This window comes from Micromonospora sp. NPDC053740 (assembly GCF_040677775.1).
Taxonomy (GTDB): domain Bacteria; phylum Actinomycetota; class Actinomycetes; order Mycobacteriales; family Micromonosporaceae; genus Micromonospora; species Micromonospora alfalfae.
The window spans coordinates 170153-191367 of the sequence record NZ_JBFASO010000007.1 but is presented as its reverse complement, the minus strand read 5'-3'; the positions used below and the strand labels follow the sequence as shown (position 1 = coordinate 191367).

Below are 21215 nucleotides of genomic sequence, written 5' to 3'. Positions count from 1 at the left end.
ACCATCCGTCACGTGCCCGCATCCACAGCCACCGCCCCGCACCCGCATCCCCTCGCCGCGGCCGCCCGCGTGGTGATGCTGGCGCTGGTCGCCATCCTGACCCTGTTCGCCACCCGCGACGTCACCCAGCTGTGGTGGATCGCGCTGCTGGCGGTCGCCGGGCTGCCGTCACTGCTGGCACCGCAGCACCGGCTGGTCGGCCCGCTGAGCCGGGTGGCCGAGGTGCTGGTGCTGGGGCTGGCCGCGAGCCACGTCGCCGCGGTGGCGTCGATCGGTGGCACTGTCGACGGCCTGGGCGCCTCGGCGGTGCTGCCCTACCTGGCGGTTCCGGTGACCGTCACCGCGCTGCGCCGCCGCTTCCCGGAGGGCGCCGCGCTGCTCGTGGTCACCGCCGCCACCCTGCTGCTCAGCGGCGCGCTGACCCGGGTCGACGGTGGTCTCCAGCTCGGCCAGCTCGGTTACCTCGCGGTCTGCGCGCAGTGGCTGATCCTGGCGGCGCTGGGGCTCTATGCCGCCGGCACGCTGCACCGGGTGATGGCGGTCCGCGGTGAGGGCAAACCCCAGCCGTACGCCGAGGCGACCCGGCTGCTGACCCAACTGCGGACGGTGGCCCGGCAGCTGCCCGGGGCGACCCTGGACCCGGGCGGCATCTCCGAGCACCTGCTGGAGGAGCTGCGGACGGTGGCCCGCGCGGACCGGGGCGCGGTGCTGTCGGCCAGCGGCGGCGGTCGGCTCGTGGTACTCGCCCAGGCCGGCGTCGACCGGGTGGACTGGGAGACGACGCTGGACGCCGACTCGGCGATCGCCGACGCCTGGGCCACCCAGCAGGCCACCACCGCCGCCCGGTCGCAGTCCCGCTCGCACCGCGGCGGCGACGTGTCCGCGCTGATCATTCCGCTGGTCGCCGGGGTGCGCACGGTGGGTCTGGTGGTGCTGGAGGCTGACGCCGCGCACGCGTACCCACCGCCGGTGGTGTCCCGGGTGACCGCGCTGACCCGCCCGGCCGCGCTGCGGCTGGAGGCGGCGCTGCTCTTCGACGAGGTGCGCTCACTGGCCACCAACGAGGAACGGCAGCGGCTGGCCCGGGAGATCCACGACGGGGTGGCCCAGGAGCTGGTGATGGTCGGCTACGGCATCGACAACGCCCTGGCCACCGTCTACGACGACGCCGACGAGACCGCCGAGGCCCTGCGTACGCTGCGCGGCGAGGTGACCCGGGTGATCCAGGAGCTGCGGCTGAGCCTCTTCGAGTTGCGCAGCGAGGTGGACCGGCAGGGTGGGTTGGCCGCGGCGATCGCCGAGTACGCGCGCACCGTGGGCGCGTCCGGCGGGCTGCGGGTGCACCTCTCGCTGGACGAGTCCACCGCCCGGTTGCCGGCCGCCACCGAAGCCGAGTTGCTGCGCATCGCGCAGGAGGCGGTGACCAACGCGCGCAAGCACGCCGGGGCGTCGAATTTGTGGGTCACGTGTGAGGTCGACCCCCCGTACGCGCAAATAGAAGTGTCGGATGACGGTCAGGGGATGGCTGACCAGCGCCCGGACGGGCGGTACGGTCTTGCGATCATGGCCGAGAGGGCGGAACGTATCCGGGGCCGGTTGGAGATCAGGCCGCGGCAACCCAGCGGCACGACCGTGGCGGTGGTTCTCGGCACCTCGGCCCGGCGCGATAACGTGCGCGGCAGCGCAGCACCAGAAGGGGAGTAACCCGAGGATGACCACAAGTCCGATACCGGCCACCCGTACCAAGGTCCTCCTTGTCGACGATCATGACCTGATTCGCAAGGGTTTGCGGCACGCCTTCGAGCGCGACCGCCAGTTCGAGGTCGTCGGTGAGGCGGCCACGGCGGCGGAGGGAGTACGCCAGGCCGGCGCCTTGCAGCCGGACGTGGTGATCATGGATCTGCGGCTGCCCGACGGCAGCGGCCTGGAGGCCACCCGCGCACTGCGCAAGTCCAGCGCGTCGATGGGCATCGTGGTGCTGACCATGTACGCCGGCGACGACCAGCTCTTCGGGGCCCTGGAGGCCGGCGCGAGCGCCTTCGTGCCGAAGACCGCCCCGGCCGACGAGGTGGTGGCCGCCGCACGGCACGCCGCCTCCTCCCCCAGCGCGTTCACCGCGGCCGACCTGGCCGAGGCGATGAAGCGCCGGCTCGCCCCGTCCGGCCCGCAGTTGTCTCCGCGGGAGGGGCAGGTGCTGCGGCTGCTCGCCGACGGGATGAGCGTGGCGGGCATCGCCAAGCAGCTGTTCGTCAGCGAGTCCACGGCGAAGACGCACATCTCGAAGCTCTACGAGAAGCTCGGCGCGGCCAACCGGGCTCAGGCCCTGATGACCGCGCTCCGGCTGGGCCTGCTCGAGGCACCGGACGCGCCGAAGTTCTGACCTGCCTCCCGCTCGTCGAGCGGGACGAAACGACCGACGGTCCGCGCCAGCTTCTCCCCGGCGCGGACCGTCGCGCATCGACCGACGTCGGCGAGCAACCTTCGGCGCGCTATGGTCTGGCGTGCGTGGCGGGTGCACAATACCCGCGCGGGCGACGATGCTCGCGTCGCGGATTCGAGGGGTGAAACGCATGCAGCGGCCGGACTGGGCACCCGACACCATCGACATCGAGCGCCCGAGCGTCGCGCGGATGTACGACTACTACCTCGGCGGCTCGCACAACTTCGCCGCCGACCGGGCCGCCGCGCAGGCCATGGTCGCCGCGGTGCCCGAGGCACCTCTGATGGCCCAGGCCAACCGGGCGTTCCTGCGTCGCGCCGTGCACCACCTTGCCGACGCCGGGATCAAGCAGTTCCTGGACATCGGTTCGGGCATCCCGACGGTCGGCAACGTGCACGAGATCGCCCAGCAGCTCGACCCGCAGGCGCGTGTGGTCTACGTGGACGTCGACCCGGTGGCTGTGGCGCACAGCCGCGAGATCCTCGCCGGCAACGAGCAGGCCGCAGTCGTACAGGAGGACCTGCGCAACCCGGAGGCGATCCTGGCCCATCCGGACGTCCGCAAGCTGCTCGACCTGAGCCAACCGGTGGCCGTGATGGTCGTGGCCGTCCTGCACTTCGTCTCCGACGACGACCGGCCGGCGGAGCTGCTGCGGACGCTGCGGGACGCGTTGGCGCCCGGCAGCTACCTGGTGCTGTCGCAGGCCAGCGACGACGGGCGCAGCGAGGACGAACGCGCCGAGGCGGAGCGGGTCTACCGGCGTACCGACAACCCGCTGTCGGTGCGCAGCCGCGCCGAGCTGACCACGCTCTTCGACGGCTTCGAGCTGCTCGACCCCGGCGTGGTCTGGGTGCCCCAGTGGCGACCGGACACCCCGGAGAGCGCGGAGGACGCCGAGCGCGCGGTCTTCATGGGCGGCGTCGGGCGCCTCGGTGGCTGAGTCGCCCGGGGCGAACCCCTGCCCGGGGACGTTCGCCCGGGCCTGGGCGAAGGCGGTCTCCGGCACCAGCTACCTACCGATGACCCAGGCCCAGTTGGAGTCCTTGCTGGACCGGCTCACCGGGCAACTGGCCGGGGCGTTGCTCACCGAGCCGTTCGACCTGCGTGCCGGGCACCGGGTCGGCGCCGAGTTGGTCGCCGCGCACATCGCTTCCGCCGAGGGGCTGGGTCGTACCGTCGAGGTCATCCAGCTCCGCCTGGTGCGCGACCTGGGCTTGGTGGCCGAGGACGTCGAGGACCGGATGGCCCGGCTGCTGGCGGCCGTGACGACCGGCTACGCCCGCGCCCTGCGCGACCGGACCCTCGACGAGCAGGAGTCGATCCGCCGCGCCGCCATGCGCGCCCGCACCCAGGCCGAGCGGGCGCTGCGGGCCAGCGAGGCCCGGTTCCGACATCAGGCCACCCACGACCCGCTCACCGGCCTGCCCAACCGGACGCTGTTCACCGAACGGCTCGCCGCTGCGCTCAACGAGCCGGGCCGGGGCGCGCAGCGGGTCGGGGTCTGCTTCCTGGACCTGGACCGCTTCAAGGTGGTCAACGACACGCTGGGGCACCAGATCGGTGACCTGCTGCTGGCCACTGTGGCCGAGCGGCTGCGCAAGTCAATGGGTGAGCACCTGGTGGCCCGGCTCGGCGGCGACGAGTTCGTCATTCTGGTGGAACGCACCGCCGGCACCGACGACATGGTGGCGGTGGCCGAGACGGCGCTCGCCGCGGTACGCACACCGGCCCTGGTCGACGGGCACGAGCTTCAGATATCGGCGAGCATCGGCATCGTCGAGCGCCAGGTGGCCGGGGCGAACCCCACGGACCTGATGCGGGCCGCCGACAGCACCCTGCACTGGGCGAAGTCCGCCGGTGGGGCGCGCTGGGCGCTGTACGACGCCGAGCGCAACCAACGTGAACTGGCCCGGTACGCGCTCTCCGCGGCCATCCCGGCGGCGTTGGAGCGGGGCGAGTTCTACCTCGACTACCAGCCGCTGACCTCGCTGCGCGACGGCAGCCTGGTCGGCGTGGAGGCGCTGGTCCGGTGGCGCCACCCCGAGTTGGGGGTGCTGCGCCCGGACAGCTTCATCGGGTTGGCCGAGGAGACCGGCCTGATCGTCCAGTTGGGCGGTTGGGTGTTGGCCGAGGCGTGCCGCGAGGCCGAGGCGTGGTCGGCCGGGGGTGTCGCCGCGCCCTTCGTAAGTGTCAACCTGGCGGTACGGCAGGTGCACCGGCCCGGGTTGGTGCAGGAGGTCCGCGCGCTGCTGCGGCGGACCGGCCTGCCACCGGAGCGACTCCAACTGGAGATCACCGAGAGCACGATGATGAGCACCGCCGAGGAGCCGGTCCGCGCCCTGCGGGTCCTCGCCGACCTCGGGGTCCGCATCGCCATCGACGACTTCGGCACCGGTTACAGCAACCTGGCGTACCTGCGGGATCTGCCGGTGACCGAACTGAAGGTGGCCGGGGAGTTCGTGGCGGGCCTGCGGTCGCCCTCCGTCGGCCGCACCGACGAGCGGATTCTCGCCTCCCTGGTCTCGCTGGCGCACGCGCTGGACCTGACCGTCACCGCCGAAGGGGTGGAGACCGCCGGGCAGGCCGAGCGGCTACGCGCGATCGGCTGCGACGCGGCTCAGGGTTGGCACTTCGGCCGCCCGGCCCCCGCCGATCGCATCCTGGCCCGCATCCGCTGAACCTGCCCGGCCCAACCACCCCGACCGACGCACATGATCCACTCGTCTTTCATGATGTCGGGGTATCCCTCGCGCCACGACACCCCGACTTCACGAAACCCCTCACCGGTCTGCGGACGGCAGACCGACCGGGGAGATCCGGCACGGAGGTAGACAGCGTCTACCTCGACTGGTAGACAGTGTCTATGGACGCGGACGAGACAGGGCTGCGGGCGCGGTTGGTGGCCGCCGGGGTGGACCTGGTGCTGCGCGAGGGCCAGTCGGCGGTGTCGCTGCGGGAGATCGCCCGTACTGCCGGGGTCTCGCACGGCGCACCGCGCCGCTACTTTCCCACCCACGTCGACCTGCTCTCCGCCATCGCCCGGGAGGGCTTCGCCGACCTCACCGCCCGGGTCGAGCGAACGTTGCGCGACGCCGACCCGGATCCCCGTACCCAATTGACAGCGTTGGCCCGGACGTACCTGGACTTCGCGGCGGCCCACCGCGGCATGTTCGAGCTGATGTTCCGCCACGACCTGCTGGACAGCGGCCGACTGCGGCTGCGCGAGACGAGCCTGCCGCTGTTCGCCGTGCTGGCCGATCTGGTGGCGCAGGCGCGCCGGCCCACCGACGCGCCAGCGGCGGTGCTGGCCGGCGTGCTGTGGGCGAACCTGCACGGCATCGCCCAACTCTGGGCCTGGGGCAGCCTGCCGCTGGCCACCGGCGCCACCGACGACGATGCCCTGCTGCGCGCCGCGTTGGACGCCCACCTCGGCCCGGCGCGGGCCTGAAACCCGACCCGGAGGACACGTGCCCCTGCTGTACGACGTCACCAAGCTGACCGTCGGCGCCGCACTGCGGTTTGGCTGGCAGCCCCGGGTGGAAGGGCTTGAGCATCTGCCCCGACACGGCGGCGCGATCCTCGCCGGCAATCACCTCTCGGTCGCCGACGAGCTGTTTCTCGTCACCTCGACACCCCGACACGTCACCTTCTGGGCGAAGGTCGAGTACTTCAACGGCCAGGGCCCGGCCGGTTGGCTCAACCGGCGGATCGTCGCCGGCATGGGCGCCATCCCGGTCGACCGCACCGACGGCCGGGCCGCCCTGCGCGCCCTCGACGCCGCCGTCCCGGTGCTGCGCGCCGGCGGCCTGGTCGCCGTCTACCCGGAGGGCACCCGTTCCCCGGACGGGCGGCTCTACCGGGGGCGGGTCGGGATGACCCGACTGGCCCGCGACGCCGGGGTGCCGATCATCCCGGTCGGCGTGCTCGGCACCGCCGAGGTGCTGCCGGTCGACGCACGGCTGCCCCGTCGACACCCGATCACCCTGCGGTTCGGCCCGCCGATCCCGGTCGCCGAACGGATCAACGGGCCGCGGGACATCCGAACTGTCACCGACGAGGTGATGGCGGCGATCCAGCAGCTCACCGGCCAGGAGTACGTGCCGCGCTACGCGCCCGCCCGGGAGAGCTGAACGCGGGCGGCGATCAGCCGGCGAGCAGTGCCGCCATGCGTTCCGCCTGCGCCTCCCAGCGCCACTCCCGTTCCACCCACGCCCGGCCGGCCGCGCCCAGCTGACGGGCCAGGTCCCGGTCGGCGAGCAGCCGGGCTACCCGGTCGGCGAGCTGGGCGACATCCCGACCGCGCACGACGTAGCCGGTCTCCCCCTCGCGGACCGCGTCCGGCGCGCCCCCGGAGTCACCGGCCACCACCGGCAGACCGGCCGCGGATGCCTCCAGGTAGACGATGCCCAGCCCTTCGACGTCGAGGCCACGGTTGCGGGTGCGGCACGGCATCGCGTAGACGTCACCGGCCGCGTAGTGCGCCGGCAACTCGACCGACGGCACCGTGCCGGTGAACACCACATCCCGTTCCACACCGGTCTGGCGGGCCAGCTTCTCCAAGGTCGCCCGGTACGGCCCGCCGCCGACGATCAGCAGCGCCGCGTCGGGCACCCGGCGGCGGATCTCCGGCAGCGCCCGGATCAGGGTGTCCTGACCCTTGCGCGGCACCAGCCGGGACACACAGACGACCACCGGCCGGTCGGTCAACCCGAGCCGGGCCCGGACCTGTTCACCGTCCACGCTCGGGTGGTAGGTGTCCACGTCGACCCCGGGCGCGAGGCGGCGCAGCTCAGTCACCCCGTCCAGCACCCGGGCCAACCGGCTACGGGTGTACTCGCCGAGATAGGTGGTCACGTCCACACCCCGACCGATGCGCCGCAGCGCCGGCCGGGCGGCCGGCACCGCCGCCCAACCGATCTCGTGGCCATGGGTCTGCGCCACCACCCGGCGGATGTCGGCACGCCGCCGCAGGCCGGCCGCGAGAAGGCCCAACGGGGCCGCCGCGCCGAACCACACGGTGTCGCAGTCGTACGAGCGAGCCAACCGGGCCGCCCTGCGGGCGATCAACGGGGTGGGCAGCAACACCCGGGTACGTTCCCGGATCACCTCGAACGGCTGGTCGGCGTCGAACTTCGCTGCCCCGCGCCAGCTCGACGCGTAGACGACCACCGAGCCGGCCGGTTGACGGACCGCGAGGTTGTGCACGAACGACTGGATCCCACCCGGACGGGGCGGAAAGTCATTGGTGATCAGCAGGGTGCGGTTCATCGGCCGGCCTCCCGGGCGTACGCGCGGGCGGCGGCCATCCGCTCCACTGTCGACGGATGTGAGGCCGAATAGAGGTATTCCCAGCGGGGCGGGTCGGGGTCGCCGAGGTTGACCGAGCCGAGCCGGCGCTGCATCGACTCGAAGGACTCCGGGTCGTTGGTGAGCGCGAGCGCGTGCGCGTCGGCCCGCGCCTCCACCCGGCGGGACATCAGCGCCTGCACCGGAGCGGCAACCAGCCCGGCCACCGTGACCAGGGCGACCAGCAGCGGGAACGCGCGCGGCTGGGCCACCGAGTCGACACCCGCCAGCCGCAGCAGCGGCCCCCACGAGCCCAGCAGGTAGAGCGCCACCACGGCGGCCGCGGCACCCAGCGCCCCGGTCAGCGTGCCGGCTGCCACGTCGGAGTCCTTCGCATGCCCCAACTCGTGCGCCACGACGGCGGTCACCTCGGCCGGGGTCGCCTCACGCAGCAGCGTGTCGTAGACGACCACCCGTCGGGTCGGACCGAGACCGGAGACGTACGCGTTGACCGCCCTGGTGCGCCGGGAGGCGTCGGCGACCAGCACGTCACGCACCGGCACCCCGTCGCGGGCGGCCATGCTCATCAGCTCGGTGCGCAGCGGGCCCTGCTCCATCGGGGTGAACCGGTTGAACACCGGCTCCACCAGCACCGGCAACACGAACGACAGCAGCCCCACAAGCACCGCGGCGCCGGCCGCCCCGAACGCCCACCACCAGCGTGGCGCGAGCCGGATGACCGCGTAGAAGGCGAACAGCGCCACCGCGCCGATCACCGCGCTGACGGCGTACGACTTGAGCAGGTCGACAGCCCAGCCGCTCCAGCCGTTGGTGCTCATCCCGTAGCGGGTGAGCACGCTCTGCCGCCAGGCGGCGAACGGGAGCGTCACCAGGTCGGCGACGAGCACCACCGCCAGCCCGCCGAGCACAGCCTGCGCTGCCCAGTGCCCACCGAAGGGCCGGCCCACCAGCTCGACCAGGCGACCGCCCAACGGGGTCAACCCGAGCGCGAGGGCGATCAGCAGCCCAACGGCGAGCGCGGCGTAGCCACCGGGACGCAGCGCGGCCCGGAACTCCCGCCCCTTGGCCACCTGCTCGGCCGGCAGGTCGCCCAGCGCGGCGAGCTGGTCGGCCCGGGGTGCCGGCGGGCGGTGCCACGGGATGAGCAGCGCGGCCAGCACGACCAGCGCGAGGGCCAGCCCGGCCAGGGTCAACAGCGCCCAGCCGCGCGGGGTCACCGCGTCACCACCAGTTGTTCCCCGTTCATCGCGCCGCTCCTCCCGCCGTGACCGATCATCCTATGGCCCGCGAAAAGCCCGCTTCCGGGCGCGGTGTCGCGCTCAGGCGACGCGGCGGGTGGCGCGACGGCGGGCTGCCTGCGGGCGCGCGGGCGCGGCCAGCACCTCCACGTCGAAGCCGGCTCGGGCGAGCACCTCGATGGCCTCGACCTCGGCGGCGACCAGCCCGGCCGCCGGGGACGTCTCGTCGAACAGGGCAGTCAGCGGGCAGCCGGAACAGCCGTCGGCCCGCTTCGCGCACCCGTCGCAGTCGATGAGCATCACGCCCTCCTGATCGGCTCGCGGCGCTCGGGCGACTCCTGCCGTCGCCGAGCGAGCACCGTCGGTGACATCGACACTAACCACCGGGTACGACAGGAACCCAGTCCGACCGCCCGTTTCGGGGCTAGATCCACTCCAGATCAGCGATATCGGGGTATCCCACCCGGCCGGAACCCCCGACATCAAGGAACCGCCGCCGACTACCGACCACCTGACTGGCGGCCGGCCGAGCGTCCGACCGGCGAGCGCCGAAGAGGCCGAGCAGCCGTCGGGGCGAGGGCTCAGCCCTGCGCGTCGAGGTCACGCAGGGCGAAGCGGAGGTGCTGCCACTCCTCGTCGAAGATGACGTGAAGGCAGTGCAGCACCGACACCTGCTTCTCGGGCCACCAGGGGGCCGGCCGAGTCTCGGCGAGCAGATCCGGCGTGACGGCTGCGAGAAAGTCGCGCACCATCGCCTGCCGCTCGGCTCGCAGCTCCGAGGTCGCGGCGAACGTCGGTTGCTCGACGGCGAAGATCGACATGTCGAAGCCGTCCGTCTCGTACTCGGCATGTGGTTGCCCGAGCGGGTGGAAGGGCTGCGGCAGGCGCCGGATCGCCTTTCCCAACCAGGTGTCGGCGGCGAACGCGAGGTGGCGCAGCGTCTGCGCGAACGACCACTCCCCGTCGATCGAGACGTCGACCGCACCCTCGGGCATGGACACGGCCCTGTCGACCGCCGCCGCCCAGGCCCGTTCGAGTGCCGCCCACGCCTCGCGGAGGTCGTCCGGATTCTTGGCCCGGCGGAGGTCGCGCCCGGGGAATCGTCGGTTGAGCTCGGCCTCGACCAGCGGCACGACATCGACGCCGTTGATCAGGAACGTGCCCTCGGCCAGCCACGGCGCGTCGACGTCAAGAGCGTCCACATCGACGCCGCGCATCACCGCACCGGCAAGCGTCGACCTGTTGAACCGGGCACCCCGCAGGTCCCGGTCGACGAAGACCTTCACGTCGTCCTGTGCCATGGCGACTCCCGTCCCTCGGCGGTCGCGGCGATGATAGCGCCGGGGTGGGACAGGTGAGACACAGCGCGACGTGTGGCGCACCGGCCGGGCTCGCCGGGACCGACCCGTCGACCTGTCGGCCCGCTGCGCTCAGGAGCGCGCGAGCCGCCGCAGCAGCGAGTCAGCGCCCAGCGGGTACGCGCCGTGCCGGCGTACCCCGTCGGCGACCTCGCGGTCCGACGAGACCACGACCACCGGCCGGCCCGCCGGCTCGGCGCGGACCAGTCGCCGGATCAGCTCGTCGGCGGTCTCACCCTTGCGGGAGAAGAGCACCCGTACGCCGCGCGGCGCGGGCGGCAGCCCGTGCATCCGCTCGGCGCCGTCGAAGACCACTGTGACCTCGTCGCCGGTCTGCGCGGCGATCCCGCCCAGCCCGGTGATCAGTCGTTTGCGCTGCTGCTCCAGGGACATCTCGCCGAAGCCACGCTTGGTGACGTTGTAACCGTCCACCACGAGGTGCGCCCGGGGCAGGGCGAGCAACTGGTCGAGCCGGGCCGGGTCGTCGGTGTCGCGGGCGCGGGCGGCGGGGCCGGCCGGGGCGGTGCCCGGCTGCTCGGCGAACGCGTCGGCGACGAAGTCGGCGGGGAGCTTGTCCACCGGGTCGAGCGCCAGCTCCCGGCGCAGCCCGACGGCGGCCTGACCGATGGTCTCCAGGAGCAGCCAGAGCCGGGCGTCGTCGACCGAGCGTGCCTCCTTGGCGCTGGCCCGGGCCACCCCGGCGGCGGCCTCGGCCTCGGCCAGCCGGGCCCGGGCACGGCGGAGTTCGGCGTCCACGTCGGCGCTGGCCCGGGCGGCCCGGCCGCGCTCGGTGGCCAGCAGCTCGGTGGCCTTCCGCTCACGGGCCTGGGTCTCCCGCAGGGTGCGGGCCACCTGTCGGGACTCCTCACGCAGCTGACCCAGCTCCTCGCGGACGCGGGCCAACTCGTCGCGGAGCTTCTCGGCCTCGACCCGGGCCACAGCGCGGTCGTGCTCGGCCCGGGTGGCCCGCTGCTCGGCCTCGCGGACCAACTCGGCGACGACGGCGCTGTCCGCCTCGGCGCGCACGGCCGCGCCGCTGGCGTCGATCAGCCCCCGCCAGCCGCGGGGCCGGGCCAGGTAGGCCAGCGCGGCCACCTCGACCGGGTCGGCGGCGGCCGGCGCGGTGCCCTCGACCACTGCCGCGCCGAGGTCACCGGCGTCGGACAGGACCCGCGCGGTGACCCGCTGCCGGAACAGCGGGTCGGCGGTGAGCTGGGCGGCGATGACCGGCGCGCCGAGCCGGGCGCGGCGGTTGGGGGCGAACTTTGCCACCCGGCGCAACGGCACCGGGACCTCGTCGGTGGGGAGGGTGGGCAGCACCGCAGCGGTGAGCGTCACGATCCGCTGCCGGACCGGCTCGGGCAGGGTGGGCTCCGGCTCGGCGGTGGGGCCGTCGTCCGTTGTCGGGTCCGATGCGCCCGATGTGTCGGTGACTACGTTGTCGTCCGGGTTGCCCACAGCACCGTCGAGCGCGACCGGATCCTCCTGCGGGAGGTGGTCGTCGTAAGGCTCGGTGAGGGGCATGTGGCAAGTCTCCCACCGCGACCGGGCCCACCGCCCGGTGAGTGAGCCGATCTCTCATCCTAGCCCCATGGTGACGGATGGGACGGCTGCGACGGGAGTGTCGGACCGGGGCGCTAGCGTGCCGCCGATGGCACAGGCGGAGTACGTCCAGGAGTCACTGGCCGGTCTCGACCCGGCGGTGGGCGGGGTGGACCCGGCGCTGCCGCTCTACGCGACGACCTTCGTGGTGGTCGACCTGGAGACCACCGGCGGCGCGCCGGACGGCGGCGGCATCACCGAGATCGGCGCGGTCAAGGTGCGCGGCGGCGAGCAGTTGGGGGTGCTGGCGACCCTGGTCAACCCGGGCCAGCCGATTCCGCCGTTCATCACGGTGCTGACCGGCATCACCCAGGCCATGCTGGTGCCGGCGCCACCGATCGAGCAGGTGCTGCCGAGCTTCCTGGAGTTCATCGACGACGCGGTGCTGGTGGCCCACAACGCCCCGTACGACGTGGGCTTCCTCAAGGCCGCCTGCGCCAAGCACGGCTACCGCTGGCCCAACCCCCGGGTCCTGGACACGGCGGCGCTCGCCCGCCGGGTGCTGACCCGCGACGAGGTGCCCAACCGCAAGCTGGGCACCCTGGCCGCCTACTTCCGCACCGCCACCCATCCCACCCACCGGGCGTTGGACGACGCGAAGGCCACCGTCGACGTGCTGCACGGGCTAATCGGCCGGCTCGGCGGGCACCGGGTGGACACCGTCGGCGACGCCATCGAGTTCGCCCGCGCGGTCACCCCTACCCAGCGCCGCAAACGGCACCTGGCCGAGGGGTTGCCCAAGGTCCCCGGGGTCTACATCTTCCGGGCCGCCGATGACCGGCCGCTCTACGTGGGCACCTCGGTCGACATCGCCACCCGGGTGCGCAGCTACTTCACCGCCGGCGAGAAGCGTGCCCGGATCTCCGAGATGCTGGGCGCGGCCGAGCGGGTCGAGGCGGTGGTGTGCGCCCACTCGTTGGAGGCGGAGGTCCGCGAGCTGCGGTTGATCGCGGCGCACGCCCCGCCGTACAACCGCCGGTCCAAATACCCGGAACGAATGCTCTGGCTGAAGCTGACCGACGGTCCGTACCCTCGGCTGTCGATCGTCCGCGACCTCTCCCCCACCGACACCGCGTACCTCGGACCGTTCACCTCCCGGCGGGCCGCCGAGCTGGCCGCCGCCGGTTTCCACGACGCGGTGCCGCTGCGCCAGTGCACGCACCGGCTCTCGCTGCGCACCGTCACGCCGGCCTGCGCGCTGGCCGAGCTGGGTCGCTGCCCGGCACCCTGCGAACACAAGATCACCCCCGAGGAGTACGACGACAGCGCCGCCGCGCCCTTCCGTACCGCGACGTCCAGCGACCCCCAGCCGGTGGTGGACGCGCTGCTCGCGCGGATCGACGTGCTCTCCCGCGACCAGCGCTACGAGGAGGCCGCAGTGGTGCGGTCCCGGCTGGCCGCCGTGCTGCGGGCCACAGTGCGGATGCAGCGGCTGGCCGCGCTGACCGGGATCGTCGAGTTGGCCGCGGCCCGGCCGGCTGCCCGGGGCGGCTGGGAGTTGGCGCTGGTCCGGCACGGCAGACTGGCCGGCGCGGGGGTGTCCCCGCCGGGCGTCCACCCGCGTCCCACGTTGACCGCGATCCGGGCCACCGCCGAGACGGTGTCGGGCGGGCACGGTCCGGTGCCGGCCGCGACCGCCGAGGAGTCGGAGCGGATCCTGTCCTGGTTGGAGCGACCGGAGACCCGACTCGTCGAGTTGTCCTCCGGTTGGTCGTCTCCCGCGAGTGGCGCGGGCCGGTTCCGTGACCTGCTGGCGAAGGCCGAAGGCGGCGCGTCCCACCAACTCTCGACCGAACGCTCATGACCAACTGACCGATCGGACTACGTCGACTCGCTTAGGCTGTTAGAGAAGTGCAGTCCTGCCCGATTCGTGGGCCTGCTCCCCCGCCGGGTTCCGGCGATGTGGAGCCGGGGTGAGGAGGTGTCCCTCGTGGACGTCGACGCCGGACACGGCGCCGCCCTGGGGGGCGCCCTGCCGACACAGCCGGGTGAGCTGCCGCTCGCCCGCCGGCTGCGGTCGCTGCTCAGCTGGCCGACCACCGACTCGGACCCGGTCACCCAGCTGGTCCGCACCCACCGGGGCATCCATGCCGGCACCGACCCCGCGGTGCTGCGCCGCGCCTACACGATCGCCGAGAACATGCACCGCGGGCAGTTCCGCAAGAGCGGGGAACCGTACATCACCCACCCCCTCGCGGTGGCGCAGATCTGCGCCGAGCTGGGGATGGACACCACCACCCTGGTCGCGGCGCTGCTGCACGACACCGTGGAGGACACCCGCTACACGCTCCAGGCGCTCTCCGAGGACTTCGGCGGCGAGGTGGCCCACCTGGTCGACGGGGTGACCAAGTTCGACAAGGCGTTCTACGGCAAGGCCGCCGAGGCGGAGACGGTCCGCAAGATGATCGTCGCGGCCGCCAAGGACGTCCGGGTGCTGATCATCAAGCTGGCTGACCGGTTGCACAACATGCGCACGCTCGGGGTGCGCTCCGCGTCGTCGCGGGAACGGATCGCCCGCAAGACCCAGGAGGTGCTGGTCCCGCTCTGTGACCGGCTGGGCATCCAGACCCTCAAACGCGAGCTGGACGACGTGGTGCTGCTGCACCTTGAGCCCGACGAGCACGCCCGGCTGGCCCGGCACGTGCACGATCGGCCCGGCTGGGATTCGTACCTCGACTCGGTGGTCACCCGGGCCCGGGTGGCGCTGCGCCGCAGCCGGGTCGACGCCGAGGTGAGCCCCCGTCCCCGGCACCTCTACTCGATCTGGAAGGACACCATCGCCGGCGGCCACACGGCTCCGTACGACCTGCCCCGCATCGTGGTGGTGGTCGACGGCCCGGCCACCGACTGTTACGCCGCGCTGGGCGCGATCCACGGCACCTGGCGACCGGTGCCCGGCCGTTTCAAGGACTTCATCGCCTCGCCGAAGAACAACCTCTACCGTTCGCTGCACACCAGCGTCTGCGGCCCCCAGGACCGCACCGTGGAGGTGTTGATCCGCACCGAGGAGATGCACCGCTCGGCCGAGTACGGCATCGCCGCCGACTTCCGTTTCCCCAGCTCCGGCAGCAGCAGCACCGCGGCCCGTGCCGAACAGTTGGACTGGCTGCGCCGGGTGCTCGACTGGGAGCCGGACGCCGCCGACCCGGCACAGTTCTACGAGTCGCTGCGCTGCGACCTGGCCGAGGGGCAGATCCAGGTCTTCGCCGACGGCCGGCAGGTAGTGCTGCCGGCCGGTGCCACGCCCGTCGACCTCGCCTACGAGCTGGGCAACGACCGGGGCGACCACTGCCTCGCCGCCCGCATCAACGGTCGGCTGGCCCCGCTCAGTTCGGAGCTGGACGAGGGCGACGTGGTGGAGATCTTCACCGAGAACGACGGCGACAACGGCTTCGAGGCCGGTGTGGCGCCGCGCGGTCCCCGACGGGAGTGGCTGACCTTCGTCAAGTCGCCGCACGCGCAGATGCAGATCAACAGGTGGTTCGCCGAGCACACCGAGCCGGGCATCACGATCAGCGACAAGGTGCGCCTCGGTCGGGCCACCATCGGGCTCGCCCTGCGCCAGCACAACCGGGGCCTCGCCAGTGACCTGCCGCTGCTGCGCCTTTCCGAGGAGTTGGGCTACCCCGACCTGGAGACCTTGCTGGTAGCGGTCTTCGACCGGGCCATCGAACCGGACACCGTGGTCCGCCAGCTCATCGACCTGGTCGACCATCGACAGTGACCCGGCGGGCCCCAGCGCGACCGAAAGACATTCGCGACCACTAGCCTGGAGTCATGATCCCCCGCTCCCGCGCCACCGGTCGGGCCCTCTTCTACCAGGCCTTCTACCGACTGCCGCTGCCGGTGCGTCGACGCCTGGTCCGGCTGGCCGTGCCCAAGTACATCGTCGGCGCGGTGACCCTGGTCCGGGACACCGAGGCGACGGGCGCGGGTCGGTTGCTCATGCTTCGCCAGCCGCCCGGCAAGGGCTGGTCACTCCCCGCCGGCCTGCTCAACAGGGGTGAGCCCCCGGTGGTGGGCGCGGCCCGTGAGCTGTTCGAGGAGTCCGGGGTCCGGCTCCCCCCGTCCCGGCTGCGCCCGGCGGTGCCGAACGCGATCGTGCACGCCAAGGGCTGGGTGGACATGGTCTTCGAGGCCGAGGTGCCGGCGTCCAGCACCGAGCTGACAGTTGACGGCGCGGAGGTCTTCGAGGCCGCCTGGCACCCCCTTGACGACCTGCCCAAGCTGACCTGGCCGACGGCCCGGCTGCTCGCCTACTACGACATCGGGCCGCTGGCCGGGCAGTTCCCGCCGCCGGTGCCCGACGACACCCCGTGACCGGCGCGGCCGGTGTGCCAGCGCAGCTGTGCGCTGTGGTGCTGGCCGCCGGCGAGGGCACACGGCTGCGCCCGCTCACCGAACGGCTACCCAAGGCGCTCTGCCCGGTGGGCAACGTGCCCCTGCTGGATAGGGCGTTGACGCGGCTGGCCGGCCTGGGCCTGACCGGTCCCGACCGGGTCGCTGTGAACGCCTGCTACCTCGGCGACCAGGTGGTGGCGCACGTCGGTGACCGCGCACACCTGTCGGTGGAGCCGGGCGACCCGCTGGGCACCGCGGGCGGGGTGGCCAACCTGCGGGACTGGATCGACGGGCGACCGGTGCTGGTCGGCAACGCCGACGCGTACCTCGCCGACCCGGCTGCGCCCCCGGGCCCCGACGTGGCCGCCCTGCTCGACGGCTGGGACGGGCACACCGTACGCCTGCTCGGCCAGCCCGCCGCGGACCCGACGGCGCCGGGCACCTTCGCCGGGCACTGCTTCACCGGCTTCTCGTTGCTGCCGTGGCGGCTGGTCCGGGACCTGCCTGTCGTCTTCTCGGATTTGGTACGCGCCGTGTGGCGTCCGGCCGAGGCGGCTGGCGACCTGACTGTGGTGCCCTACCCGGGCACCTTCTTCGACACCGGCACCCCGGCCGACTACCTGGCGGCCAACCTGCACTCCGCAGCCGGCGGCGTTCTCGTCGAGGAGTCCGCGACGGTGACCGGCCACTGCGTGGAGTCGGTCGTCGGCGCTGGCGCGCGGGTGGACGGTGACGTGTCCCGCACCGTGGTGTGGCCGGGCGCGACAGTACGGGCCGGTGAGCGGCTGCGGAACGTGATCCGGGCCGGGCGCGACCTGACAGTGCCCTGCCCCGCCGAGGGCTGAGCCCCGACGGCTCCCGCCTCCGGTCTCGGGCCGGAACATCTAGCATGGGCGACGACGCCGACGAACGGAGAAATGCCCCGTGATCACCGCGATCGTGCTGATCGACTGCGCCACCGATGCGATCCCCGAGGTGGCGGAGAACCTGGCCAACCTTCCCGGTGTCAGCGAGGTCTACTCGGTGGCCGGGCACGTCGACCTCATCGCCATCGTCCGGGTCCGCGAGTTCGACCAGATCGCCCAGGTCATCGCGGGCAGCATCTCCAAGGTCCCGGGAGTGCTCAACACCGAGTCGCACATCGCCTTCCGGGCGTACTCCCAGCACGACCTGGAGGAGGCGTTCGCGATCGGTCTGGCCAGCTCCGACTGACCCGCTCGCCGTTTCGGGTCCGCGCCGGCCGCATGGCGGCGCGTGGCGCGCACAGGGCGGCCGGCCCACCCCGAGGGTGGACCGGCCGTCTGCTGTGGCTACGTCAGCTCTCGCTGGGAGCCGGAACCTCGGTGCTGCCGCCACCCGGAGCCGGCGACTCGGTGCCGGTGCCGCCCGGAGCCGGCGACTCGGTGACAGTGCCACCCGGAGCCGGGGACTCAGTGCCGGTGCCACCCGGGCTGGGCGTACCGCTGGCGCTGGTCTGCGGAACCGGGATGCCAAGCTTGTTGGCGAGCGCCACCAACTCGTCGTAGTGCGTCTGCAGCGTCGGAAGCGCCGTCTGCGCCAACTGGACCACCGACTGCTCGGAGCCCTGCGAGATCTCCGTCTGGGTGGCCTGGATGGCCTGGACGTGGCCAGCCAGCTCACTGGTCACCCAGAGCCTGTCGAACTCCGCGCCGCTGGCGTTGTTCAGCTTGTCGATGACCGCCTGCTGATCGGCGCTGGGCTCGTTCGGCAGTTCCACCCCGAGCTGCGACGCGGTCTGCTGCACCGTCTGGTCCAGTTGGGTGTGGTCGGTCTTCAGCATCGCGCCCAGGTCCTTGACCCCCTGGTCCTGGCCCTTCTGCTGAGCCAGGTCACCAGCGGTGATCTCGAACAGGTTGACCTGGTGTACCGCCTGCAGGTACTGGGTGTCCTGCGTTGACGGCTGTGCCGCGGCCTGCGCGGCCGCAGCCGGCGCGACACCGACAAGTACCAGCGCGGCCAACAGGCCGAGGCGTTTGATACCCAACATGCTTCCCCCCCTTGAGACGTTGGACCGCACGGATACCCGGCTCACCGGGGTTATTCCTGCGATCGCCCGTCGCCCGGGGTCGACCGGTCCCGTCAGGGCCGTCCGACTCCTGGTCGGATGGGTCGGGGGGTGTGGATAGGAAGGGGCGCCCGCCGGAATCCGGCGGGCGCCCCTTAACTGTGTGACTGGGCGGTCAGCGGCGGCTCTCGCCGCTGCCGATCTCCTCGCGCTCGGGTCGGGCCTCGACCGGCGGGTGCCCCGGCGAGACCGGCGCCTCGACCGGCTTCTCGATCGGGTAGAAGAAGCCCCGGATGGCCGGGCCGAGGGCCCCCAGCCGGTTCATCTTCTTGGGCACGACCCAGCCGACGTAGTCCAGCTGGCCGTGACCGTCCGCGTGACCGTTGGACGCGCTGAGCGGCTGGTGCACCTCGACGAACCGGCCGTCCGGCAGGCGCCGGATGATGCCGGTCTCCACGCCGTGCGCGAGCACCTCCCGGTCGTGCTGCTGCAGACCCAGGCACAGCCGGTAGGTGACGTAGTACGCCAGCGGCGGGACCACGAGCAGGCCGATGCGGCCCGCCCAGGTCATCGCGTTCAGGCTGATCTGGAACTTGTCCGCGATCACGTCGTTGGCGCCGGAGAGCGTCAGCACGATGTAGAACGAGACGGCCATGGCGCCGACGGCGGTCCGGGCCGGAGCGTCCCGGGGACGCTCGAGCAGGTTGTGGCTCTTGCGGTCCTTGAGGTGCCGGGCTTCCAGGAACGGGTACATCGTCGACAGGCCCACCAGGATGCCGGGCAGCACCACCGTCGGCCAGAACAGCGGCGGGATGACGTACCCGTCGCCGATCGGGATGGGGATCTCCCAGGCCGGCATGAGTCGGGTCGACCCGTCGAGGAACATGACGTACCAGTCGGGCTGGCTGGCGGCCGAGACCACCCACGCCTCGTACGGGCCGAACAGCCAGATCGGGTTGATCTGGAACAGACCGCCCATCAGCGCGATGACGCCGAAGACGACCATGAAGAAGCCGCCCTGCTTCAGCGCGTACCGCGGGAACATCCGCTCGCCGACCACGTTGTTGTTGGTCCGGCCGGGGCCGGGCCACTGGGTGTGCTTCTGCTTGAAGACCAGACCCAGGTGGACGCTGATCAGCGCGACCAGCAGACCCGGGATGAGCAGCACGTGGGCGATGAAGAACCGGCTGATGATGATCGTGCCCGGGAACTCGCCGCCGAAGACCGACGAGGTGACCCAGGAGCCGATCACCGGGATGGACAGCATGATCGCCGAGGCGATCCGCAGGCCGGTGCCGGACAGGCCGTCGTCCGGCAGCGAGTAGCCGGTGAAGCCGGCCAGAAAGCCGACCCAGAACAGCAGCGAACCGATGATCCAGTTGGTCTCGCGCGGCTTGCGGAAGGCGCCGGTGAAGAAGACCCGCAGCATGTGCACGACGATCGCGGCCATGAACAGCAGCGCCGCCCAGTGGTGCATCTGCCGCATCACCAGACCGCCGCGGACGTCGAACGAGATGTCCAGGCTGGAGGCGTACGCGGCGGACATCGGGGTGCCCTGCAACGGCGCGTAGCTGCCGTCGTAGACCACCTCGGTCATCGCCGGCTCGAAGAAGAAGGTGAGGAACACACCGGTCAGCAGCAGCACGATGAACGAGAACAGCGCGATCTCGCCGAGCAGGAAGGACCAATGGTCCGGGAAGACCTTGTTCAGCAGCTTGCGCAGCGGGGTGGCCACCGCGAAGCGGTCGTCCACTCCCACCGCGGCCTTGCCCGGCGTCGCCGCAAGGTCAAACTTTCGACGCTTCATGGCCGCTCCCAGAAATCAGGCCCGACGGTCTCGGTGTAGTCGGACTTCGCCACGAAGAAGCCCTCGGAGTCCACCTCGATCGGCAGCTGCGGCAGCCGCCGGCTGGCGGGGCCGAAGACTGGCCGGGCGTTGTCGGTGATCAGGAACTGGGACTGGTGGCACGGGCAGAGCAGCCGGTTGGTCTGCTGCTCGTACAGGCTGGCCGGGCATCCCGCGTGCGTGCAGATCTTGGAGAACGCCGCGTAGTTGCCCCACATGTAGTCGCCGTGGCCGACCTTCTCGTTGGCCCGGCGCGACTCCTGCGCGTCCGAGTCGCGGAGGTGGATCAGCAGCGTCGGCGAGTCGGCGTGCTTGTTGCTCACACCGTGGTCGATGCCGGGGAAGACGGTCAGCTGCCCACCGGTGCTGATGTCCGCCGGGCGGATCGGCCGGCCGTCCTCGCGGACCAGGCGGATCCGCTGGCCACCCTCGGCCGCGGCGAACCCGGTGGTGAACATCTGGTTGTTCTTGTGCGGCTGCGAGATCAGACCGCCGACCAGCGGCGCCGCTGCGACCGCGGCGACCGGCGCGAGACCGGCCAACAGCGAGATGCCGAGCAGGGGGCGACGCTTCACGCCCAACTCGTCAGCCATGTAGAGCATGGTCTGCCCGGTGATGGTGCGGCCTTCGGAGTCCACCTGGCCCTCGTGCCGGTCCTGGATCGAGACCTCCTTGGGCAGCAACTTCTTGCCCCAGGTCAGGATGCCGAAGCCGACGGCGAGCAGCGCCACGCCGAGGGTGAAGCCGAGCAGCGGGGTGTAGAACTTGTCGCCGCCCCGGCCCGCCTCGTACTGCCACGGCCACCAGATGTAGATGGCCAGGAACGCGGTCGCCGCCAGGCCGGTGATCAGGAAGAAGCCGGCGACCACACGGGTCAGCCGACGCTCCGCCTTGGTGCCCGGCAGCACCTGCGGCTCGTAGTGGACGATCTCGATGTCGTCCCGACGCGCGCCCTCGCGGACGATGTCGAACCGGGTCAGCTTGGGGTCGTTCACGTCGAGCGGCTCCGGGCCCTGTTGGGCCTGGTGCTCGGTGTGGGTGCTCATGCCGTCACCTC

At 72.2% G+C, this 21215-nt stretch carries 19 protein-coding genes; 11 read left to right on the top strand and 8 right to left on the bottom strand.

All coding sequences use genetic code 11. The features are described from left to right. The first annotated feature begins 12 nt into the window (after positions 1 to 12). From AB0K35_RS19965 to AB0K35_RS19940, 6 genes are all read left to right on the top strand, one after another. On the top strand, positions 13 to 1704 hold the full coding sequence (locus AB0K35_RS19965) for a GAF domain-containing sensor histidine kinase (RefSeq protein ID WP_357362941.1): 1692 nt from the start codon (positions 13 to 15) through the stop codon (positions 1702 to 1704). Between the two features lie 7 nt (positions 1705 to 1711). Continuing rightward, on the top strand, positions 1712 to 2380 hold the full coding sequence (locus AB0K35_RS19960; RefSeq protein ID WP_030337723.1) for a response regulator transcription factor: 669 nt from the start codon (positions 1712 to 1714) through the stop codon (positions 2378 to 2380). 190 nt (positions 2381 to 2570) lie between these two features. Further along, a complete protein-coding gene (locus AB0K35_RS19955) occupies positions 2571 to 3380 on the top strand; it encodes an SAM-dependent methyltransferase (RefSeq protein WP_238667425.1) in 810 nt (269 codons plus the stop codon). 79 nt (positions 3381 to 3459) lie between these two features. Further along, on the top strand, positions 3460 to 5118 hold the full coding sequence (locus AB0K35_RS19950) for a bifunctional diguanylate cyclase/phosphodiesterase (RefSeq protein WP_238667489.1): 1659 nt from the start codon (positions 3460 to 3462) through the stop codon (positions 5116 to 5118). 185 nt (positions 5119 to 5303) lie between these two features. Further along, on the top strand, positions 5304 to 5888 hold the full coding sequence (locus AB0K35_RS19945) for a TetR/AcrR family transcriptional regulator (RefSeq protein ID WP_363886770.1): 585 nt from the start codon (positions 5304 to 5306) through the stop codon (positions 5886 to 5888). 19 nt (positions 5889 to 5907) lie between these two features. Then, positions 5908 to 6570: a lysophospholipid acyltransferase family protein gene (locus AB0K35_RS19940; protein WP_363886768.1), complete on the top strand. Its 663-nt coding sequence runs from the start codon at positions 5908 to 5910 to the stop codon at positions 6568 to 6570. A 13-nt stretch (positions 6571 to 6583) separates the two neighbouring features. Here AB0K35_RS19940 and AB0K35_RS19935 read toward each other — a convergent pair whose 3' ends face one another. From AB0K35_RS19935 to AB0K35_RS19915, 5 genes are all read right to left on the bottom strand, one after another. Beyond that, the gene (locus tag AB0K35_RS19935) at positions 6584 to 7708 is read right to left on the bottom strand and encodes a glycosyltransferase family 4 protein (RefSeq protein WP_238667428.1); all 1125 of its coding nucleotides are present in this window, start codon (positions 7706 to 7708) and stop codon (positions 6584 to 6586) included. Next, on the bottom strand, positions 7705 to 8964 hold the full coding sequence (locus tag AB0K35_RS19930) for a M48 family metallopeptidase (protein ID WP_363886766.1): 1260 nt from the start codon (positions 8962 to 8964) through the stop codon (positions 7705 to 7707). Before AB0K35_RS19930 ends, AB0K35_RS19935 begins: the two co-directional genes overlap by 4 nt. Positions 8965 to 9066: 102 nt before the next feature. Beyond that, the gene (locus AB0K35_RS19925; protein ID WP_363886763.1) at positions 9067 to 9285 is read right to left on the bottom strand and encodes a hypothetical protein; all 219 of its coding nucleotides are present in this window, start codon (positions 9283 to 9285) and stop codon (positions 9067 to 9069) included. 281 nt (positions 9286 to 9566) lie between these two features. After that, positions 9567 to 10286, bottom strand: a complete 720-nt coding sequence (locus AB0K35_RS19920; RefSeq protein WP_363886761.1) for a DinB family protein — start codon at positions 10284 to 10286, stop codon at positions 9567 to 9569. Positions 10287 to 10415: 129 nt separating this feature from the next. Then, positions 10416 to 11867 carry an NYN domain-containing protein gene (locus tag AB0K35_RS19915; RefSeq protein ID WP_363886759.1) on the bottom strand — a complete coding sequence of 484 codons (1452 nt, stop codon included), beginning with the start codon at positions 11865 to 11867 and terminating at the stop codon, positions 10416 to 10418. 127 nt (positions 11868 to 11994) lie between these two features. On the opposite strand from AB0K35_RS19915, the gene AB0K35_RS19910 reads away from it, so the two are divergent. The 5 genes from AB0K35_RS19910 to AB0K35_RS19890 all read left to right on the top strand — a co-directional run bounded on the left by AB0K35_RS19910 (position 11995) and on the right by AB0K35_RS19890 (position 17498). After that, positions 11995 to 13749: a DEDD exonuclease domain-containing protein gene (locus tag AB0K35_RS19910; RefSeq protein ID WP_363886756.1), complete on the top strand. Its 1755-nt coding sequence runs from the start codon at positions 11995 to 11997 to the stop codon at positions 13747 to 13749. 126 nt (positions 13750 to 13875) lie between these two features. Beyond that, complete coding sequence (locus AB0K35_RS19905) at positions 13876 to 15669, top strand: HD domain-containing protein (RefSeq protein ID WP_363886937.1); 1794 nt, start codon at positions 13876 to 13878, stop codon at positions 15667 to 15669. A 53-nt stretch (positions 15670 to 15722) separates the two neighbouring features. Next, entirely contained in the window at positions 15723 to 16265 is a 543-nt protein-coding gene (locus AB0K35_RS19900; RefSeq protein WP_357278304.1) for an NUDIX domain-containing protein, read from the top strand. Then, positions 16262 to 17131: a sugar phosphate nucleotidyltransferase gene (locus AB0K35_RS19895; protein WP_363886754.1), complete on the top strand. Its 870-nt coding sequence runs from the start codon at positions 16262 to 16264 to the stop codon at positions 17129 to 17131. The genes AB0K35_RS19900 and AB0K35_RS19895 overlap by 4 nt, the downstream gene beginning before the upstream one ends. Positions 17132 to 17210: 79 nt before the next feature. After that, a complete protein-coding gene (locus AB0K35_RS19890; RefSeq protein ID WP_238667436.1) occupies positions 17211 to 17498 on the top strand; it encodes an Lrp/AsnC ligand binding domain-containing protein in 288 nt (95 codons plus the stop codon). 103 nt (positions 17499 to 17601) lie between these two features. On the opposite strand, the gene AB0K35_RS19885 is transcribed toward AB0K35_RS19890, so the two are convergent. From AB0K35_RS19885 to AB0K35_RS19875, 3 genes are all read right to left on the bottom strand, one after another. After that, positions 17602 to 18294 carry a DUF4142 domain-containing protein gene (locus AB0K35_RS19885; protein ID WP_238680080.1) on the bottom strand — a complete coding sequence of 231 codons (693 nt, stop codon included), beginning with the start codon at positions 18292 to 18294 and terminating at the stop codon, positions 17602 to 17604. Positions 18295 to 18487: 193 nt separating this feature from the next. After that, complete coding sequence (locus AB0K35_RS19880; protein ID WP_357362961.1) at positions 18488 to 20119, bottom strand: cytochrome b N-terminal domain-containing protein; 1632 nt, start codon at positions 20117 to 20119, stop codon at positions 18488 to 18490. After that, entirely contained in the window at positions 20116 to 21204 is a 1089-nt protein-coding gene (locus tag AB0K35_RS19875) for a Rieske 2Fe-2S domain-containing protein (protein WP_357362963.1), read from the bottom strand. The genes AB0K35_RS19880 and AB0K35_RS19875 overlap by 4 nt, the downstream gene beginning before the upstream one ends. Positions 21205 to 21215 lie beyond the last annotated feature (11 nt).

Excerpts from the sequence above, each read along its gene's own strand:
- AB0K35_RS19950 (WP_238667489.1), top strand. The coding sequence starts at position 3,460 with ATGACCCAGGCCCAGTTGGAGTCCTTGCTGGACCGGCTCACCGGGCAA.
- AB0K35_RS19955 (WP_238667425.1), top strand. The coding sequence starts at position 2,571 with ATGCAGCGGCCGGACTGGGCACCCGACACCATCGACATCGAGCGCCCG.
- AB0K35_RS19915 (WP_363886759.1), bottom strand. The coding sequence starts at position 11,867 with ATGCCCCTCACCGAGCCTTACGACGACCACCTCCCGCAGGAGGATCCG.
- AB0K35_RS19875 (WP_357362963.1), bottom strand. The coding sequence starts at position 21,204 with ATGAGCACCCACACCGAGCACCAGGCCCAACAGGGCCCGGAGCCGCTC.
- AB0K35_RS19925 (WP_363886763.1), bottom strand. The coding sequence starts at position 9,285 with ATGCTCATCGACTGCGACGGGTGCGCGAAGCGGGCCGACGGCTGTTCC.
- AB0K35_RS19945 (WP_363886770.1), top strand. The coding sequence starts at position 5,304 with ATGGACGCGGACGAGACAGGGCTGCGGGCGCGGTTGGTGGCCGCCGGG.
- AB0K35_RS19900 (WP_357278304.1), top strand. The coding sequence starts at position 15,723 with ATGATCCCCCGCTCCCGCGCCACCGGTCGGGCCCTCTTCTACCAGGCC.
- AB0K35_RS19935 (WP_238667428.1), bottom strand. The coding sequence starts at position 7,708 with ATGAACCGCACCCTGCTGATCACCAATGACTTTCCGCCCCGTCCGGGT.
- AB0K35_RS19960 (WP_030337723.1), top strand. The coding sequence starts at position 1,712 with ATGACCACAAGTCCGATACCGGCCACCCGTACCAAGGTCCTCCTTGTC.
- AB0K35_RS19910 (WP_363886756.1), top strand. The coding sequence starts at position 11,995 with ATGGCACAGGCGGAGTACGTCCAGGAGTCACTGGCCGGTCTCGACCCG.
- AB0K35_RS19880 (WP_357362961.1), bottom strand. The coding sequence starts at position 20,119 with ATGAAGCGTCGAAAGTTTGACCTTGCGGCGACGCCGGGCAAGGCCGCG.
- AB0K35_RS19885 (WP_238680080.1), bottom strand. The coding sequence starts at position 18,294 with ATGTTGGGTATCAAACGCCTCGGCCTGTTGGCCGCGCTGGTACTTGTC.
- AB0K35_RS19920 (WP_363886761.1), bottom strand. The coding sequence starts at position 10,286 with ATGGCACAGGACGACGTGAAGGTCTTCGTCGACCGGGACCTGCGGGGT.